This window comes from Burkholderia sp. BCC1996 (assembly GCF_905339955.1).
GTDB lineage: Bacteria > Pseudomonadota > Gammaproteobacteria > Burkholderiales > Burkholderiaceae > Burkholderia.
Genome location: NZ_CAJPHM010000014.1, coordinates 122695 through 140233, shown reverse-complemented (window position 1 = coordinate 140233; position 17539 = coordinate 122695). Strand labels below are relative to the sequence as shown.

The window sequence follows — 17539 nt, the reverse complement described above, 5'->3', positions numbered from 1 at the left end:
GAACCTACGCGAACAATTTAATGTTTATAAGCGACTCATATGTATTCACTTATAGGAAAGACCGCGACGTTCCGGCAGCTGAAGGCGCTGGACATGATTGCGCGGCTCGGCAGCGTGTCGCGCGCGGCCGAGGAGCTGAACCTGACGCAGCCGGCCGTGTCGCTGCAGGTGCGCCTGCTCGAGGAGGCGGTGGGCGCCGCGCTGCTGCAGCGGGTGGGGCGCGGCGTGCAGCTGACCGCCGCCGGTGAAATCGTGTCGCGCTATGCGCGCGAGATCCTGCATCTGTGGAGCGAGGCCGGCGACGAAGTGGCCGCGCTGACGGGCGATCTCGGCGGCACGCTGCGGATCGGCGCGATCACGACGGCCGAGTACCTGATCCCGCCGCTGCTGGTGAAATTCACCGCGACGCGTCCGCACGTGAAGACCTATTTCAAGGTCGGCAATCGCGACGACATCATCCGCATGCTCGCGACGCATGAAATCGATCTCGCGGTGATGGGCAGCGCGCCGAAGGAGCTGCGCACGCACGCGGTCGAGTTCGCGAAGCATCCGATGGTGTTCGTCGCGGCGCCCGGCCATCCGCTGATGCAGCGCAAGCGTGTCGCGCTGAAGGATCTCGAATCCGCGCACCTGCTCGTGCGCGAACGCGGCGCGGGCACGCGTTCCACGGTCGAGAGCCTGTTCAAGACGGCCGGCTACCGCTTCCACGTGGGCTCCGAGCTGTCGAGCAACGAGGCGATCAAGCAGATGGCCGAAGCGGGGCTCGGCGTCGCGTTCCTTTCGTTGCACGCGTGTGCACTCGAGTTGCGCACCGGGCTGCTCGGGCAGTTGCCGTTTCCGGGCAACCCGATCGAGCGCGAATGGTATGTGGTCACGCTCGCCGACCGGCGGATCTCGCAGGTGACGGGGCTGTTTCGCGATTTCCTGATCAAGCAGGGCGCGCCGGTGATCGACGGCGCGACCGTCGCGCCGCACGAGCGGCGGCGCAAGTAGGCCGACGCGGGCGGCGTGTGTGCCTGTGTCGCGGCGGTTATACGATCCCGAAGTCGTCGTTGCTGTCGGGAATCGACGCGAGCAGTCGCTCGAGCCGATACCAGCCGATCATGCGCAGGCAGCGTGCGGCGAGTGTCGCGCGGATACTGCCGGAGCGAGGACGGGAAACAGCGCGAGAAGCGGGGCAGGAAGCAGGGCGAGAAGCGCGGCGGGAAGCAACGCGGGTGGCCCCGGACGGCGGCGCGGCGAACGTCGCGCGAAACGGGCGGCAATCGGGCATGACGGGCTCCGTAGGTGTCGGATGAGGCGATCGTAGGCGTGTCGGCGCTTGCCGGCGCGCAGGCGCGGATCGGTTTGAGCAGAAACGGATGATCTTTTTCCGCGCGCTGCGGGAACGGGCGTTCAGGCCCGGCAAGCACCGCGGAAAAGCGTCACAATGCGCGTTCGACACCCGATCTGGTGGAGGGGAACCATGAGCGATCCGATTCTCGCCGCGCCGACCGACAACGGCGTGCCGGTCAGCCTGCGCTCCAGCCGCGGGCTCGGCTGGCGCGGCTTCGGCGCGTCGCTGCTGGAGATTCGCGCGGGTACGTACCGGATTCCGGCCGCCGAGCATCACCGCATCGGCGTGCATATCGGTTCGCCCGTGCGCGCGGATTGCGTGTGCGACGGCGAACGCGTGTCGCACATCCAGGCGCACGGCGACGTCGACGTGATTCCCGCCGGCCTGCCGGGCCGGTGGACCGACAGCGCCGACTGCCGGATCCTGCACATCGCGCTCAGCGACACGTTCGTGCGGCGCACGTTCGAGCAACTCGAACTGAAGCCGTCGCAGGCGCAGATCCGCCGGCGGCTGCAGGTGCGCGATCCGCGCCTGCAGCACATCGCGTGGGCGATGGCCGCCGAACTCGAGGCGGAAGACGCGTCGGACCCGCTCTATGCGGAGAGCCTGTGCACGGCGCTCGTCGCGCGGCTGGTCGACAGCCAGCCGGCGTTCCGCGAGCGCCGGCGTACGCTTGCGCCGAAGGCGGCGGCCCGCGTGATCGACTATGTCGAGGCGAACCTCGAGCGACGCATGACGCTCGCCGAACTCGCGGCGCTCGTGTCGATCAGCGTGCCGCATTTCAAGGTGCTGTTTCGCGAGACGCTCGGGATGCCGGTGCATCAGTACGTGGTGCGGCGGCGGGTCGAGCGTGCGAAGGCGTTGCTGCTCGAAGGCCGGCTCAGCATCAGCCAGATCGCGCTCGAAGCCGGGTTTGCGCATCAGAGCCACATGGCGAACTGGATGAATCGCGTGCTGGGCGCGACGCCGACGGAGATCGCGCGGTCAGGGGCGCGGGGTGGGCTGAGGCTCGCTTATGACGGCGACGACCGTTGATCGAGCGCGGTGGCTCAATGTCCGCGCGTGCGCGACGACGATCGGCGAGTGCCCGGTTCGTCACGCGCGGACGCTGCTTCGTTTCGACTGCATGAGCGTGGCTGGCGGCACCATGCGAGCCGCGACCGCTGGCGTTCGACACCGAGCCGTACAACGTCCGGTTCCTGCCATGCAGCGGACGAACCCGGCACGCGCCTGATCCGTCATCCTTTCCTGCTCGCGTCATCCGTCCGTGCGCGTCACGTCGGCGATGCGCACCGACAATCACATCACCTTCATCCCCCAGGAGCGGATCGTGTTCGTGATTTTCGGCGCATCAGGCAACGTCGGCCTTGCAACCATAACGACGCTGCGCGAGGCAGGCCATCCCGTGCGCGCGGTGCTGCGCGACGCACGCCGGCGCGATCGTTTCGCGCAACTCGGCTGCGACGTCGCGATTGCCGACCTGACCGACGCACGCGCGGTTGCGGCGGCGCTCGATGGCGCGCAAGCCGTGCAGATGCTGTGTCCGGTTCCGGTCGCCGACAGCGACCCTGCGGCAACGATGGAGCGGACGATCGACATCGTGACCGGCGCACTTGCCGCGAATCCGCCGCCGGCGCTGCTTGCGCTGTCGGACTACGGCGCGGAGCGTGAAGGCAACACGGGCATCACGCGGCTCTTTCATCGTCTGGAAGAAGCGGTGAAGACGGTTCCGACGCGGCTCACGCTGCTGCGCTCGGCCGAGCACCTGCAGAACTGGACGCGCGTGTTGCCCGTCGCGCTCGCAACCGGTGTGCTGCCGAGCTTTCACCATCCGGTCGACAAGGTGTTCCCGACGGTCTGGGCGCCCGATGTGGGTGTCGCGGCGGCGCGGTTGCTGCTCGATGCCGCCGAAACCGGCAACGGGCCGCATATCGTCAGCATCGAAGGGCCGCAGCGCGCGAGCGTGCGGGACATCGCGGATACGCTCGGCGCGGCGGCCGACCGCGAGATCGTCGCGCGCGAACTGCCGCGCGAAGCATGGACCGCGACGCTGTTGCGCGCGGGGCTCAGCGAACGGCATGCGCAATTGATCGTCGATCTGTACGACGTGCACAACGCGGGGCAGATCGATGTCGAGGCCGGCGTGTCGGAGCACGCGTATGGCACGACGACACTGGCGGAGGCGCTCGCGACGCTGGTGCGCGTGCACGCGGGGTGAGCCGGGTGGCGGCTGAAAGGATGCGCGTTACGCCTGCCGCCGCGCCCTGCCGGACACCGCATACGCGATCGACCCGATCACGATCCCCCAGAACGCCGATCCGAGCCCGAGCCACGTCATCCCCGAAGCGGTCGCGAGGAACGTGATCACCGACGCTTCGCGATGGGCCTCGTCCTCGAAGATCCCGTGCACGTTCGCGCCGATCGCACCGATCAGCGCGAGCCCCGCGAGGATCGCGACGAACGCCTTCGGCAGCGCGAAGAACAGCGTGACGATGGTGCCGGCAAAGAGCCCGCCGATCAGGTAGATCACGCCGTTCGCGATGCCCGCGATATAACGCCGGTCCGGATCCTCGTGCGCGTCCTTGCCGGTGCATAGCGCCGCGGTGATCGCCGCGACCACGATCGTGATCCCGCCGAAGCACGCGACCGCGAGCGACATCACGCTGGTTGCCGTGATGATCGGCCGCGCGCTCGTGTGGTAGCCCGACACGCGCAGGATCGTCATCCCCGGCAGGAACTGGCCGGTGAGACTGACGACGACGAGCGGCAGCGCGAGGCTGAGCGTCGTGCCGAGCGTCCATTCGGGGGCGATGAAGACCGGGCGCGCGATGCTCGGCGACACGTTGCCGAGATGCGCCATCCCGAGCAGCGTCGCGAGCGCGGCGCCCGTCAGCAGCACGAGCACGATGCTGTAGCGCGGCAGCAGGCGCTTGAAGATCACGTACGCGGCGATCATCCCGAACCCGAGCACCGGCTGCGCGGTCGCGGCGGAGAACGCGCGCATGCCGAACGGCAGCAGGATGCCGGCCATCATCCCGCACGCGATGCCGCGCGGAATATGGCGCACGAGCCGGTCGAAATAGCCGGTGATGCCGATCACGAGAATGATCAGCGCGGCCGTGATGTACGCGCCGACGGCCTGGTTCAGCGTCAGTTGCGGAAAGAGGCCGACGAGCAGCGCGGTGCCGGGTGCCGACCACGCGGTCACGACCGGCACCTTCAGTTTCCAGCTCGCGAACAGCCCCGACACGCCCGCGCCGATCGAGATCGCCCAGACCCACGAAGCCACCATCTCGTTGGACGCATGCGCGGCCTGCGACGCCTGGAAGAAGATCGCGAGCGGGCCCGCGTAGGAAATCAGCACCGCGAGAAAGCCCGCGGTGACCGCGGAGACGGACCAGTCGTTGCCGATCGAGCGGATCGCGCCCGGCGAGGTGTTCGGTTGCATCGTCGTAGGGAGTGCGGCGCGCGGCCGGGAGGCTGAGCCGGGGCGAATGATTGTTGGAAGCCCCGGACGAGCCGTCATTCTGGACATTGCCGGTGGAATTAGCAATTCGCCGATGAAGCTCGGCGTTGTCGGCTTTTTGTAATGAATGCGCGCCGGGGCGGCCTTGCGCGCGTGTCGTCGCGTCGTCGGATCGGGCGGCTTCACGGCGGAGCGCGGCCCCGCTCGCGCGTCACGTACTGATCTGAAGATACCCGTCGACCGCGGCGACCTTCGCACCGCCGCCCGTCGACAGCGATGCCGTGCCCTGGTCGAACGGGTGCACGGGCGTGTCGGTCGGCGTCCACGCATGGCGCGCCAGCAGTTCGCGATACCCGCCGCGGATCACGAAGCCGCCGCATTTCTCCGCATAGGCGTCGCGCCGCATCCGGTACGCGCGCGGCAGGTCGTACCACGGCAGCCTCGGCAGGTCGTGATGCACGAGGTGGTAGTTGTTGTTCAGGTACAGCAGCCGCATCGCAAAACCGGCCTCGTTGATCGCGATGCGCGCCTTCGGATGCCGCGCGGCGCGGTGCTCGAACAGCGAACGGATCATCGCGAGCGACAGCGCGGGCCACGTCACCGCCAGCAGGTAGTACCACCACGGCACGCCGATCGCCCACTGCAGCCACGCGAGCAGCGCGACCACGCAGGCGGCGTGCGTCGCCCACATCGGCAGATAGCGGAAGTCGCCGCGCCGGAACGCGGCGAACGCGTCGGCGAACATCGCGGCGATGCTCGTCGGCGGCCCGAACACGAGACGTCCGACGAAGGTGGTGCGCGCAACCGTCAGCGCGCGACGCCAGCGCGGCAGCCGCGCCCACTGCTCGCGCGACACGTAGTTCGTTTCCGGGTCGACGCCCGGCACGGTCAGGTCCTCGTCGCGGTGATGGTCGAGGTGCGTGTCGCGATAGAGCGTGTACGGGTACCAGATCGTCAGCGGCGGATAGCCGAGCAGCCGGTTCACGAACGCGGAGCGCGTCGGATGGCCGTGCAGCAGTTCGTGCTGCAGCGACATGTGCCACGCGCCGAGCAGGATCAGCGGCGGCGTCGCGGCCGCGAGCGACAGGCGCTCGGCACGCACGAGCAGCAGCACGGCGAGCCAGCCGCCGTAGATCGCGACGACCAGCAGCCAGGTCGGCCACTCGGTACGGGCAGTGAAGCGGGCGTCGAGTGCGGCGATCGCGCGCGCGTGGTCGACGTCGAAGTATTCGGCCATGGTGCTGGGGCGGATGAAGCGGGTGAAGCGGGCGATATACGGATAACCGGTAGCGGACGATCGCGCCGGTGCGGGCTGCGATGCGGTTGGCCGACAGGCGCCGCGGCTCGCGGTCAGCCGCTGAAGCGGCATGCGCTGGCGTCGCGACACTGGAACGCTAACCGGGCCGCGTAGTCAGGCCAACCAAGCAATTCGGATTTGCTTATCGCTGCGCGGCCGATAAGCATTGGCCGCCCCGGCCCCGGCCCCGGCCGCGTGCCGGACCCCGGCGACGCCCGGGCGAACGGGCTTTCTCCAGGGCGCCGCCAATGCGTAGAATGCCCGCATGAGCCAATGGATCGCCGGACTGCCGATGTACAACGTGACGCCGCGCCACGCCGCGCTGTGGCGCGCGCTGCTGCATGACGCGCTCGATGCGTTCGCGCGCGCCGGCGGGCCGGCCGGCGTCGCGTTGCTCGACGAGCCGTTCGGGGATCTGCACGCGCTGTGGCGCCGCAACGACCTGCTGTTGTCGCAGACGTGCGGTTATCCGTACCGGATGCTCGGATTGCGCGATACCGCGCACCTGATCGCGACACCGGCCTTCGATGCCCCCGGCTGCGACGGCGCGCGCTACAGCAGCGTGCTGGTCGCGTCGGCGCGCGTGCATGCGGGCGGCGCGACGATGCTGGCCGCGTGTCGCGGATTGCGAGCCGCCTTCAACGGCGCGGATTCGCACAGCGGGATGAACGCGTTCCGGCACGCGGTCGCGCCGCACGCGCACGACGGGCGTTTCTTCGGTTCGGTCGTGCCGTTCGGCTCGCACCTGAACGTGCTGCGCGCGCTGGCGGCAGGTGTTGCCGATTGCGCGGCGATCGATTGCGTGACCTTCGCGTACGTGCGTGACGCGCTGCCCGAGTTGTTGAAAGAGATCCGGATCATCGGCATGACGGCGTCGGCGCCGGGGTTGCCGTTGATCGCGTCGAAAGCGCTGGAAGGGCGGCTCGTGGAGGCGTTGCAGGATGCGCTCGATCACGCGGTCGCGCTCGATCCGGCGCGGGCGAGCGCACTGCGGCTGAAGGGATTCGAGCGCCTGCCGCCGGGCGCGTACGACACGATTGCCGGGTTCGCGCGGGACGCGGCCGCGCACGGGTATCCCGAGCTGGCGTGATGCGGTGGCGCGGCTGCCGTGACAGCCGCGCCACTTCAGGTCACTCTTCGTCCATCAACCGGACCTTGACCCGCTTGCCCTTGATCTTCCCCGCATTGAGCTTGCGCAGCGCGTCGCGCGCGACGCCGCGCTCGACCGCGACATAGGTCGAGAACTCGGTCACGTTGATCTTGCCGATCTGCTTGCCGTCGAACCCCGCATCGCCGGTCAGCGCGCCGAGCACGTCGCCCGGGCGGATCTTGTCCTTGCGTCCGCCGAGGATCTGCAGCGTTTCCATCGGCGGCAGCAGCGTGTCGTTGCCGGCCGGCTTCAGTTCCGCGAGCGGATGCCATTCGACGTCGCGCTTCTGCGCCTGCTCGATCGCGCCGACGCGGCCCATCTCGTCCATGCTGGCGAGGCTCAGCGCCCAGCCTTCCTGGTCCGCGCGGCCGGTGCGGCCGATACGGTGCACGTGCACTTCGGGGTCGGGCGTCACGTCGACGTTGATCACGGCCTCGAGTTGCGCGATGTCGAGCCCGCGCGCGGCCACGTCGGTCGCGACCAGCACCGAGCAACTGCGGTTCGCGAACTGGATCAGCACCTGGTCGCGTTCGCGCTGTTCGAGCTCGCCGTGCAGCGCGAGCGCGTGGAAGCCCTGCGCGTGCAGCACGTCGAGCAGGTCGCGGCATTGCTGCTTGGTGTTGCAGAACGCGATCGTGCTCACCGGCCGGTAGTGGTTCAGCAACTGGCCGACCGCGTGCAGCCGCTCGGTTTCCGTCACTTCGTAGAAGCGCTGGCGGATCTTGCTGTCGTCATGGCGCTCCTCGAGCTTCAATTCCTTCGGATTGCGCAGGAACTGCTGGCTCAGCTTCGCGATGCCGTAGGGGTAGGTCGCCGAGAACAGCAGCGTCTGGCGCGTCGTCGGGCACATGCGCGCGACTTTCGCGATGTCGTCGAAGAAGCCCATGTCGAGCATGCGGTCGGCTTCGTCGAGCACGAGCGTGTTCAGCGCGTCGAGCTTCAGGTTGCCGCGGTCGAGGTGATCCATGATGCGGCCCGGCGTGCCGACGACGATGTGCGCGCCGTGCTCGAGGCTCTGCGCCTGCGGGCGCATCGGCGTGCCGCCGCACAGCGTCAGCACCTTCACGTTTTCCTCGGCGCGCGCGAGGCGGCGCACCTCCTGCGCGACCTGGTCGGCGAGCTCGCGGGTCGGGCACAGGATCATCGCCTGCACGTCGAAGCGGCGCGCGTCGAGGCGCGCCAGCAGCGCGAGCGAGAACGCGGCGGTCTTGCCGCTGCCCGTCTTCGCCTGCGCGATCAGGTCCTGGCCGGCCAGCGCGATCGGCAGGCTCGCGGCCTGGATCGGCGTCATGTCGACATAGCCGAGCTGCGCGAGGTTCGCGAGCGTGGCGGGCGTCAGCGGCAGCGCGCTGAAGGGCGTGGCGGTCGGCTGCGTCATTCGAGGTCTCCGAGGTAAGGCTTGCCTTCCATCTGTTCGTAGGCGACGTTGCCTTCATCGTCCTCGAAGCGCTCGAGATAGTTGCGCGCGCCGCACAGCGGGCAGCGGAACAGCAGCCCCTGGCCTTCGTCCTTGATGACGACGTCGGACGTTTCCCACTGCGTGCCGCAGCTCTGGTTTCGGCAAGTAAACACGGTCTTTCTCCAGCTGAATTCGGTTGGTGGCGCGCCCGGGCGGGCGCGGCAACGAAGTGCGGCGCTCGCGCGGCTCGGGCGCGGGCCGCACCGGCGGTCGCGTGGACCGCGTCGATGCGGATGGTGGATCGGTGGCGACAGTGTCGCGCGTGCCCGCAATTCTAGCGGATGCGGGAGGGCGGCTGGGGACGAACGGCCGCGCTTGGCCGGTAGCGGGCGCGATCGCCTGCGGTTCGGCTGGCAGCGAACGACCGGTGGCGAACGACCAGCAGCGAACGACCAGCAGCGAACGACCAGCAACGAACGACCAGCAACGAACGACCAGCAGCGGACAATCGGCAGCGGTGCGACGGGCAGAGCAGCAGCCGGAAGTCTCCGCAGGACGGAGCACGCCGCGCCGTCCGCGTCCGCCAAGCAAAACGGCCGCCCCGAAGGGCGGCCGTGCGATGCGGCGAAACGGGACCGGACGCGTTACAGCGCCATGTCGGCCGCCGCCTTCGCGGGACGCGCCGGAGCCGTGCCCGTCGCCTGCGACGGCGCCGTCAGGTCGATCTTCGGCGGCGGCGACAGCTGCAGCACGCCGCTCGTATAGGTCCATTCCTCGACGACCTTCGCCGGGCTGTCGTTCAGCTTCGTGCCGTAGCTCGGCACGATCTGGCGGAGCTTCTGCTGCCATTCGGGCGTCGCGACCTTGTCCTTGAACACCTTCTGCAACAGGCTCAGCATGATCGGCGCGGCCGTCGACGCGCCCGGCGATGCGCCGAGCAGGCCCGCGATGCTGCCGTCCTGCGAGCTGACGATCTCGGTGCCGAGCTTCAGCACGCCGCCCTTCTTCGGGTCGCGCTTGATGATCTGCACGCGCTGGCCGGCCTGCCACAGGCGCCAGTCTTCCTTCTTCGCGTCCGGGAAGTATTCCTTCAGCGCGTTGAAGCGGTCGTCGTCGGACAGCATCAGTTGGCCGGCGAGATACTCGACGAGCGGGAATTCGTCGACGCCCACGCGCATCATCGGCGCGACGTTGTGCAGGTTGGTGCTCTTCGCGAGGTCGAAGTACGAGCCGTTCTTCAGGAACTTGGTCGAGAACGTCGCGAACGGCCCGAACAGGATGATCTTCTTGCCGTCGATGATGCGCGTGTCGAGGTGCGGCACCGACATCGGCGGCGAGCCGACCGACGCCTTGCCGTACGCCTTCGCGAGGTGGCGCTTCACGACCTCGGGGTTGTCGGTCACGAGGAACGAGCCGCCCACGGGAAACGCGCCGTAGTCCTTCGCCTCGGGGATGCCCGACGCCTGCAGCAGGTGCAGCGCACCGCCGCCCGCGCCGATGAACACGAACTTCGCGTCGACGGCCTGCGGCGGTTCATCCGAATGCAGCTTCACCCACGACACGTGCCACGTGCCGTCCGCGTTGCGCGAGATCTCGCGCACTTCGCTCGACAGCGACAGCGTGAAGTTCGGCTGCGTCTTCAGGTAGCCGACGAACTGGCGCGTGATCTCGCCGAAGTTCACGTCGGTGCCGATCGGCGTCCACGTTGCCGCGACCTTCTGGTTGCGGTCGCGGCCTTCCATCATCAGCGGCACCCACTGCTTGATCTGGTCGTAGTCTTCCGAATACTGCATGCCGCGGAACAGCGGGCTCGCCTGCAGCGCGTCGTAGCGCTTCTTCAGGAAGCGGACGTTGTCGTCGCCCCACACGAAGCTCATGTGCGGCGTCGAGTTGATGAACGAGTGCGGGTTCTTCAGCACGCCCTGCCGGACCTGCCAGGCCCAGAACTGGCGCGAGATCTGGAACGACTCGTTGATTTCGATCGCCTTCGAGATGTCGATCTTGCCGTCCGCCTTCTCCGGCGTGTAGTTCAGCTCGGCGAGCGCCGAGTGGCCGGTGCCCGCGTTGTTCCAGCCGTTCGAGCTTTCCAGTGCGACGCCGTCGAGGCGCTCGACCATCGTCATCGACCAGTCGGGCTGCAGCTCGTGCAGCCACACGCCGAGCGTCGAGCTCATGATGCCGCCGCCCACCAGCAGGACGTCGACCTTCTTCGTATCGGCAGCATGCGCGGACGACGTCGCGACGCACAGCGCGAGCGCCGACAGTATTACCCGTAACGTTTTGATCACAGCAGATCCCTTTTTCAACTTGGATGCATCGGTTTGCCATGCCGCCCGGCCGGTGCGGATTCGCAACCGGATCGCGCATCCGGAGATCCGGACCGCGAATCCGGAATTCCGGACCGACCATGTTCACCGTTGCATTTGCGCACGCGAAGCCGTTGCGAAGGACACCTTCGGATCGGCTTCATGTGCTCGCGCAATCAGCTGCTTCACGGTCGTGCGACGGGCGCGCAGGCCCTTGCTGCGGGCCTCGCCGGAAGGCGTTTCAGGCCGCGTCGAAAGCGGCCGCGCGCAATGCGTTCCGCGGGGCGGGATGGCAAGGGGCGCGTAATATAACCGAACTCGATTGCCGTGTCGCTCGCGCGGAATATCCCTGATTTCGTGGGGTTTTTTGTGTGTCCGGGTTTCCGGAATGACGGTGCGCGGAACGGGAAAAAAGGCGGGATCAGCGGGGCGAAACGCGCGCGACGGGCATGGCGCGCATCGCGCTCGCGCTTCATCGGGGCGCGACGTTGCATCGCGACCCGGTCACATCGCATTCCTTCACTTCGCTGCGCCGTTCCGGCAGAACTGCTCGTACCCCTGCGCCGAGTTCGCGAAACCATGCGCCTTCGCGAGTTCCCACGGGCGCTCGCATTGTCGGGTCGTTTCGCACCACGCATAGCCGGCCGAGCCGATGCAGCCGTGCGCGTCGCGATCGCCGCCGACCATTGGCGGGGCGGCTTCGGTAGCCTGGGCGGTCTGCGTGCCTTGCGTGTCCTGCCCGGCGACATTGGGCGGAAGCGGGGCAGGCGGTTGCGTCGCGCACGCGCCCAATGCAAACGCGAGAGCGATCGCGGCGGCAAGCGGCGCGGAAGGAATGCAATGTTTCATGCGGTAGCGCTCCATGGGATGAAGGTCGACAGCGGATGCCCGTGCGCGGGCGCTTGATCGATCACGCGTCCGGCACCGGCACGCGCGACGAGAACTTGACCTCGCGCAGCGCGAGGCTCGACTGGATCGACGACACGCCAGCCTGCTTTCGCAGCACGCGTTCGACGAATTCCGCATACGTGTCGAGATCGGCGGCCACGACCTGCAGGATGTAGTCGGCCGCGCCGGTGATCTTGTGGCACGACGTCACTTCATCGTGACGCCGCATCACGTCCTCGAAGTGATCCGAATCCTGGTCCGAATGCATGTTGAACGTGACCTGCACGAACGCGAATACGTTCATGCCGAGCGCGCGGCGGTCGAGGTTCGCCTGGTAGCCGGTGATCACGCCTTCGTCCTCGAGCCGCTTGCGCCGCCGCCAGCACGGCGTGACGCTCAGCGCCAACCGTTCGCCGAGCGTCGCGTTGGACAGCGCGCCGTCTTCCTGCAGCAGGCGGAGCATCGCGCGATCGACGCCGTCCAGCTCCACCGAAGCGCGATTTTTGCTCATTTCCGGGTCTCCGTAGACGGTTTTCTCAAAATTGTACGAAACGAAGAGTTGAAAAGCAAAGTTATTGCCGGCTGGCCTCAATAGACTGTTGCCACCCCTCACAGCCTTCACTGCAACGGTCAACCATGCTCACGGTCTACAGCAGCGATCACTATCTGCATCGCGGCGTCGAACTGAAGGACGGCGCGATCACCGATTCGTTCGAGAACCCCCTTCGCGCCGAAACGGTGCTCGCGCAGGTCCGCGCGGCCGGCCTCGGCGACGTGATCGCGCCGCGCGCGTTCGACCGCGCGAGCTATGCCGGCGCGCACAGCGCGCGCTATGTCGACTTTCTCGCCGGCGCATGGGACGAATGGGCCGCGACCGGCCGCACCTGCCAGGCGCTGCCGCTCGTGTGGCCGGTGCGCGCGATGCCGTCGGCGGCGACGCTGCCCGACTTCATCGACGGCAAGCTCGGCTTCTTCGCGATGGATGCCGGTGCGCCGATCAACGCCGGCACGTGGGACGCGGTGCGCGCGAGCGCGAACTCGGCGCTCACCGGCGCCGACCTGCTGTCGAACGGCGGCATGCGCGCGGCGTTCGCGCTGTGCCGCCCGCCCGGCCACCACGCGGGCCGCGAGTACATGGGCGGCTACTGCTACCTGAACAACGCGGCGATCGCCGCGCAGCACGGCATCGCGAGCGGTGCGGCGCGCGTCGCGGTGCTGGACGTCGACTTCCATCATGGCAACGGCACGCAGGACATCTTCTACGAGCGTTCGGACGTGTTGTTCGCGTCGCTGCACGGCGAGCCGGCGGTGTCGTATCCGTACTTCTCGGGCCATGCCGACGAGCGCGGCGCGGGCGCGGGCGAAGGCTTCAACCTGAACCTGCCGCTGCCGAAGGGCACGCAGTGGGACACCTACTCGGCGGCGCTCGGCCAGGCCACTGCCGCGATCGCGAAGCACGCGCCCGACCTGCTCGTCGTGTCGCTCGGCGTCGACACGTTCGAGCACGATCCGATCAGCCATTTCAAGCTGCGCTCGCCCGACTACCTGCGGATCGGCGAAGCGCTCGCGCGCCTGAACCTGCCAACGCTGTTCGTGATGGAAGGCGGCTACATGGTCGAGGAAATCGGTATCAACGCGGTGAACGTGCTGCTCGGCTTCGAAGGGCGCGCGTGACCGCATCGCTTTGCCTGCAATCGACGATGGTATGGATCACGAACCAACAGCGACAAGGAAGGAGACGAACATGAATCGGAATAGGCATCAGAACAAGACGGCATGCGCGGTCGCGCTGGCGTGTGCACTATTCGCGCTGTCCGCGCACGCGGACGAGATCGTGCGCATCGGGCACGTCGCGCCGCTGACCGGCGCGATCGCGCACCTCGGCAAGGACAGCGAGAACGGCGCGCGGCTCGCGGTCGAGGAAATCAACGCGAAGGGGCTCGTGATCGGCGGCAGGAAGGTCACGCTGCAGCTCGACGCGCAGGACGACGCGGGCGACCCGCGCACCGCGACGCAGGTCGCGCAGCGTCTCGTCGACGACAAGGTGGTCGGCGTCGTCGGCCATCACAACTCGGGTACGTCGATTCCCGCATCGCGCGTCTATCGCGACGGCGGCGTCGTGCAGATCTCGCAGGCCGCGACCAACCCGACCTACACGCAGCAGGGCTTCAAGACGACCTATCGCGTCGTCGCGACCGATGCGCAGCAAGGGCCCGCGCTCGCGATGTACGCGGCGAAGCACCTGGGCATCAGGACGGTCGCCGTGGTCGACGATTCGACCGCGTACGGGCAGGGCCTCGCGACCGAATTCGAAAAGGCGGCGAAAGCGGCCGGGATGAAGATCGTCTCGCGCGATGCGACCAACGACAAGGCGATCGACTTCCGCGCGATCCTCACGAAGATCAAGGGCGAGAACCCCGACGCGATCATGTACGGCGGGATGGACGCGACGGGCGGTCCGCTCGCGAAGCAGGCGCGCCAGCTCGGCATGCGCGCGAAGATCCTCGCCGGCGACGGCGTGTGCTCGACCGACCTGCCGAAGCTCGCGGGTCCGGCATCGGACAACGTCGTGTGCTCGGAAGCCGGCATCGCGCTCGAGAAGATGCCGGGCGGCGCGGCGTTCGTGAAGCGTTACGAGGCGCGCTATCGCCAGCCGATGCAGGTGTATGCGCCGTTCTCGTACGACGCGGTGTACATCATCGTCGACGCGATGAAGCGCGCGAACTCCACGGAGCCGGCGAAGGTGCTGGCCGCGATGCCGGCGACCGACTATCGCGGCGTGATCGGCGAAACGAGCTTCACGCCGCAGGGCGACCTGAAGCACGGTGCGATCTCGGTATTCACGTACAAGAGCGGCAAGAAGGCGCTGCTCGATATCGTCAGGATGTGACGCGAGCGGGGCGCACGAAGCAGCGCGCCGTGCGCGCTCGTGCGCCCCGGCGTGTTACGACGCCTGTACGCGGCGCGGGTCGGACCGGCGCTGCTGTTCGGCTTCATGCACGATGTGCAGTTCGCGCGTGCGGATCGGCAACGCGCAGTCCGCATCGGCGAGCGTCTTGCGCACCTGGCGCGCGAGGCGCCAGCGCATCGCCCAGAACTTGTCGGTGTGCGTCCACACGCGCATGTTCGCGATCGCCGTGCTGTCGTCGAAGCGCATCACCATCACGTCCGGTGCCGGTTCCGTCAGCACGTCGGGATCGGCTTCGGCCAGCGCGCGCAGCGCGTCGAGCGCACGATCGATGTCGTCGTGCACCGACACTTCCACCTCGAGATCGAGACGGCGCGTCGGATTGCGCGTGTAATTGCGGATCGCGCTGCCCCACAGCGCGCTGTTCGGCACGTATTCGCAGATGCCGTCCGGCTTCGTCAGCCGCGTCATGAAGAGGCCGACTTCGTCCACCGTCCCCGCGACGCTCGAGCCGCCGTCGATGTAGTCGCCCACCTTGAACGGCCGCAGCAGCAACAGCATGATGCCGGCCGCGATGTTCTGCATCGTGCCCTGCAAGGCGAGCCCGATCGCGAGGCCGGCCGCGCCGAGCACCGCGACGATGCTCGCGGTTTCGATGCCCAGCTGCGACAGCGCGCCGACGATCGCGACGATGCGGATGCCCCACACGGCGACGTCGCAGAGGATCGGCCGCAGCGTGTCGTCGACGCGCTCCTTGTTCGCGAGCAGCCGGCTCAGCCAGTTGCCGATGCGTTTCGACAGCCACCAGCCCGCGACGAGCAGCGCGAGGGCGGCGCAGAGCCTGAGCGACAGCGTGGACAACGCGTTCCACAGGAACGTCCAGCGTTCCGGATGAAGATGATCGAGAAACATGACGGGATTCCGGGTTGAGGACAGAAGGCGCGACGGGCGGCGCACCCGCCGTGGCCGGGCGGGCATGCGCGCGTGCGCGGGCAACCCTCGACTGTACAGCCATGCGCGGTGTCACACGACCGAAGGGGCGCATCCCGCGCATTTTTTGCGGCGACTTTTATCTTTCGTTCATGTACTAAGACAACATCTGACCAAATCGGATCGGTCCTATTCAGCGGTGTTGGTCGCGCCAGTACACTCGCCTCCAGGCTTCCGGATCGCGACGCTCTTTCCTCCGCGATACCCGGTTCATTTCCAGTTTTCATAGATAGCGAGTGACGACGCGATGCGGTTCGACCTGTGTTTACGTCTCGCACGCGAACGAGGTCGGTCCGCGCAACGCGGCGCCATCCGCTTTCCGATTCGCCGCGCGCTGCTGCGCGGTGTCGTTGCGGCGGCGTGGCTTGCCGGCACACAGGGCGCGATGGCGCTGGCATCCTCCGGTGCCGAGCCGTCCGCGCCCGTGGCGGCGCAAGCGGCCGACCTTGTCGACGTGCCTTTCTTCAATTCCGCCCGCACCGTCTGGGGCGGCTTGCTTGCGTCGACGGTGGTTCCGCGCATCGTGGCGGATTCGCAGGCGGTGCGTGTGCGTGCGGAGGCCTATCCCGGCATGTTCGTCGTGCGTGCCGGCGCCTGTGCGCCGTACGTTGTCCTTTGCGATGCGGCCCGGGGTGCGATCGAGCGCGGTTACGCAGGGCGTTTCGATTATGGGTTTGCATCGCATCTGCCCGCGATCGGCGCGCCTTCGGCATTCGCATCGCGTCGTGTCGATCTGGCGTCCGCGCAACCGTTCGTGCTTGCGGAGCAGGAGAGCGGCACGCGGGCCGGTGCGATCACCGGCAGCCTGCGTGCGTCGCTGGCGCGTGCCGACTTGCCCGACGGTGTCGTGGCGCAACTGGCGCGCATGTTGGCCGGTCGTATCGACCCGAAGCTGCACGGCGCGACCGGCGACACCTTCCGTGTCGCATTCGAACCCGATGACGATGCGGCGCTGCCGGGCGGCGTGCGCGTGACGGCGCTCGACCTCCGCTTTCGCGGCCGGCGCGTCGCGGCCGTGTGGTTCGCCCCCGGAGCGGGGGTGCCGGGCGCCTATTACGATCTCGACGGCATGCCGTTCGAAGGCACCCGGTTCGCGATGCCGGTCCGGTCGACACGCACCAGTTCGCGCTTCGGCACGCGCGTGCATCCGGTGACCGGCGCGCGCCACGTGCATTCGGGCGTCGATCTCGCCGCGCCGACAGGGCGCGCCGTCCATGCCTCCGAGCGCGGCGTCGTGACGTTCATCGGCACCGAGCCGCGCGGTTACGGCAAGTATGTGGTGATCCGTCATGACGGTGGCTATGCGTCGTACTACGCGCACTTGTCGGCGTTCGAGCCCACGCTGCGAACCGGTGCGCGGGTCGCCCGCGGTCAACGGGTGGGCGCGGTCGGCAGTACCGGGACCGCGACCGGCCCGCATCTGCACTTCGAGGTCCGCCGACACGGTCGTCTTGTCGATCCGATCGGCCTCGTGCAGGCGTCGAAGGCAGCGAAACTGAAGGGTGAGCAGCGTGTCGCGTTCAACCGCGTGGCCTACGCCGCGCGCACGCAGTTGGCCGCGGCCAGCTTGACGGCGCCGCTCGCGATGTCACAACGTGGCGCCCGGCACGACGGCTGATGTCGCGACGTCGCGCGTGCTCGCCCGGCGTACCGTGTGCAGGCACGACGACGTGATGTTTCAGGCTATCCATCCGGTGCTCATCACGCGCGTGCACGGTATTCCCGGCGGGCATCGGAAGCAATAAAGGCAAGCGCCGGGCGAACCAGCGCCCGGCGCTTGCCTTCCGTTTAACGGTCAG

General features: G+C 68.0%; 15 protein-coding genes. 7 read left to right on the top strand and 8 right to left on the bottom strand.

The window, feature by feature from the left end; translation table 11 throughout:
* Positions 1-39 precede the first annotated feature (39 nt).
* From U4Z64_RS21400 to U4Z64_RS21390, 3 genes are all read left to right on the top strand, one after another.
* A complete protein-coding gene (locus U4Z64_RS21400) occupies positions 40-993 on the top strand; it encodes a LysR family transcriptional regulator (RefSeq protein ID WP_124487108.1) in 954 nt (317 codons plus the stop codon).
* A 472-nt stretch (positions 994-1465) separates the two neighbouring features.
* A complete protein-coding gene (locus U4Z64_RS21395; protein ID WP_321821010.1) occupies positions 1466-2371 on the top strand; it encodes an AraC family transcriptional regulator in 906 nt (301 codons plus the stop codon).
* Between the two features lie 295 nt (positions 2372-2666).
* Positions 2667-3554, top strand: a complete 888-nt coding sequence (locus tag U4Z64_RS21390) for an NAD(P)H-binding protein (protein WP_321821053.1) — start codon at positions 2667-2669, stop codon at positions 3552-3554.
* A gap of 27 nt (positions 3555-3581) precedes the next feature.
* Here the strand turns inward: U4Z64_RS21390 and U4Z64_RS21385 are convergent, their stop codons facing one another.
* Positions 3582-4784, bottom strand: coding sequence for a benzoate/H(+) symporter BenE family transporter (locus U4Z64_RS21385; protein WP_321810587.1), 1203 nt, complete (start codon positions 4782-4784; stop codon positions 3582-3584).
* A 229-nt stretch (positions 4785-5013) separates the two neighbouring features.
* Positions 5014-6039: a fatty acid desaturase gene (locus U4Z64_RS21380; protein WP_257774350.1), complete on the bottom strand. Its 1026-nt coding sequence runs from the start codon at positions 6037-6039 to the stop codon at positions 5014-5016.
* A gap of 325 nt (positions 6040-6364) precedes the next feature.
* Between U4Z64_RS21380 and U4Z64_RS21375 the strand changes: the two genes are divergently transcribed.
* On the top strand, positions 6365-7189 hold the full coding sequence (locus U4Z64_RS21375; RefSeq protein WP_321821009.1) for a phosphate/phosphite/phosphonate ABC transporter substrate-binding protein: 825 nt from the start codon (positions 6365-6367) through the stop codon (positions 7187-7189).
* A 40-nt stretch (positions 7190-7229) separates the two neighbouring features.
* Here the strand turns inward: U4Z64_RS21375 and dbpA are convergent, their stop codons facing one another.
* The 5 genes from dbpA to U4Z64_RS21350 all read right to left on the bottom strand — a co-directional run bounded on the left by dbpA (position 7230) and on the right by U4Z64_RS21350 (position 12353).
* A complete protein-coding gene (gene dbpA, locus U4Z64_RS21370) occupies positions 7230-8627 on the bottom strand; it encodes an ATP-dependent RNA helicase DbpA (RefSeq protein WP_321821008.1) in 1398 nt (465 codons plus the stop codon).
* Entirely contained in the window at positions 8624-8821 is a 198-nt protein-coding gene (locus U4Z64_RS21365; RefSeq protein ID WP_044845448.1) for a hypothetical protein, read from the bottom strand. Before U4Z64_RS21365 ends, dbpA begins: the two co-directional genes overlap by 4 nt.
* Before the next feature lie 471 nt (positions 8822-9292).
* A complete protein-coding gene (gene mqo, locus U4Z64_RS21360; RefSeq protein WP_321821007.1) occupies positions 9293-10936 on the bottom strand; it encodes a malate dehydrogenase (quinone) in 1644 nt (547 codons plus the stop codon).
* 537 nt (positions 10937-11473) lie between these two features.
* Positions 11474-11803, bottom strand: a complete 330-nt coding sequence (locus U4Z64_RS21355) for a hypothetical protein (protein WP_321821006.1) — start codon at positions 11801-11803, stop codon at positions 11474-11476.
* A gap of 61 nt (positions 11804-11864) precedes the next feature.
* A complete protein-coding gene (locus U4Z64_RS21350) occupies positions 11865-12353 on the bottom strand; it encodes an Lrp/AsnC family transcriptional regulator (protein WP_124487083.1) in 489 nt (162 codons plus the stop codon).
* Positions 12354-12478: 125 nt separating this feature from the next.
* Here U4Z64_RS21350 and U4Z64_RS21345 point away from each other — a divergent pair, with 125 nt between their 5' ends.
* On the top strand, positions 12479-13516 hold the full coding sequence (locus U4Z64_RS21345) for a histone deacetylase family protein (RefSeq protein WP_321821005.1): 1038 nt from the start codon (positions 12479-12481) through the stop codon (positions 13514-13516).
* A gap of 70 nt (positions 13517-13586) precedes the next feature.
* Positions 13587-14732: a branched-chain amino acid ABC transporter substrate-binding protein gene (locus U4Z64_RS21340; RefSeq protein ID WP_321821004.1), complete on the top strand. Its 1146-nt coding sequence runs from the start codon at positions 13587-13589 to the stop codon at positions 14730-14732.
* 54 nt (positions 14733-14786) lie between these two features.
* Here U4Z64_RS21340 and U4Z64_RS21335 read toward each other — a convergent pair whose 3' ends face one another.
* Positions 14787-15662 (bottom strand): mechanosensitive ion channel family protein, encoded by an 876-nt coding sequence (locus U4Z64_RS21335; RefSeq protein ID WP_044845443.1) that lies wholly within the window; start codon positions 15660-15662, stop codon positions 14787-14789.
* 325 nt (positions 15663-15987) lie between these two features.
* Here U4Z64_RS21335 and U4Z64_RS21330 point away from each other — a divergent pair, with 325 nt between their 5' ends.
* Positions 15988-17358 carry a M23 family metallopeptidase gene (locus U4Z64_RS21330; RefSeq protein WP_321821003.1) on the top strand — a complete coding sequence of 457 codons (1371 nt, stop codon included), beginning with the start codon at positions 15988-15990 and terminating at the stop codon, positions 17356-17358.
* The last annotated feature ends 181 nt before the right edge of the window (positions 17359-17539 follow it).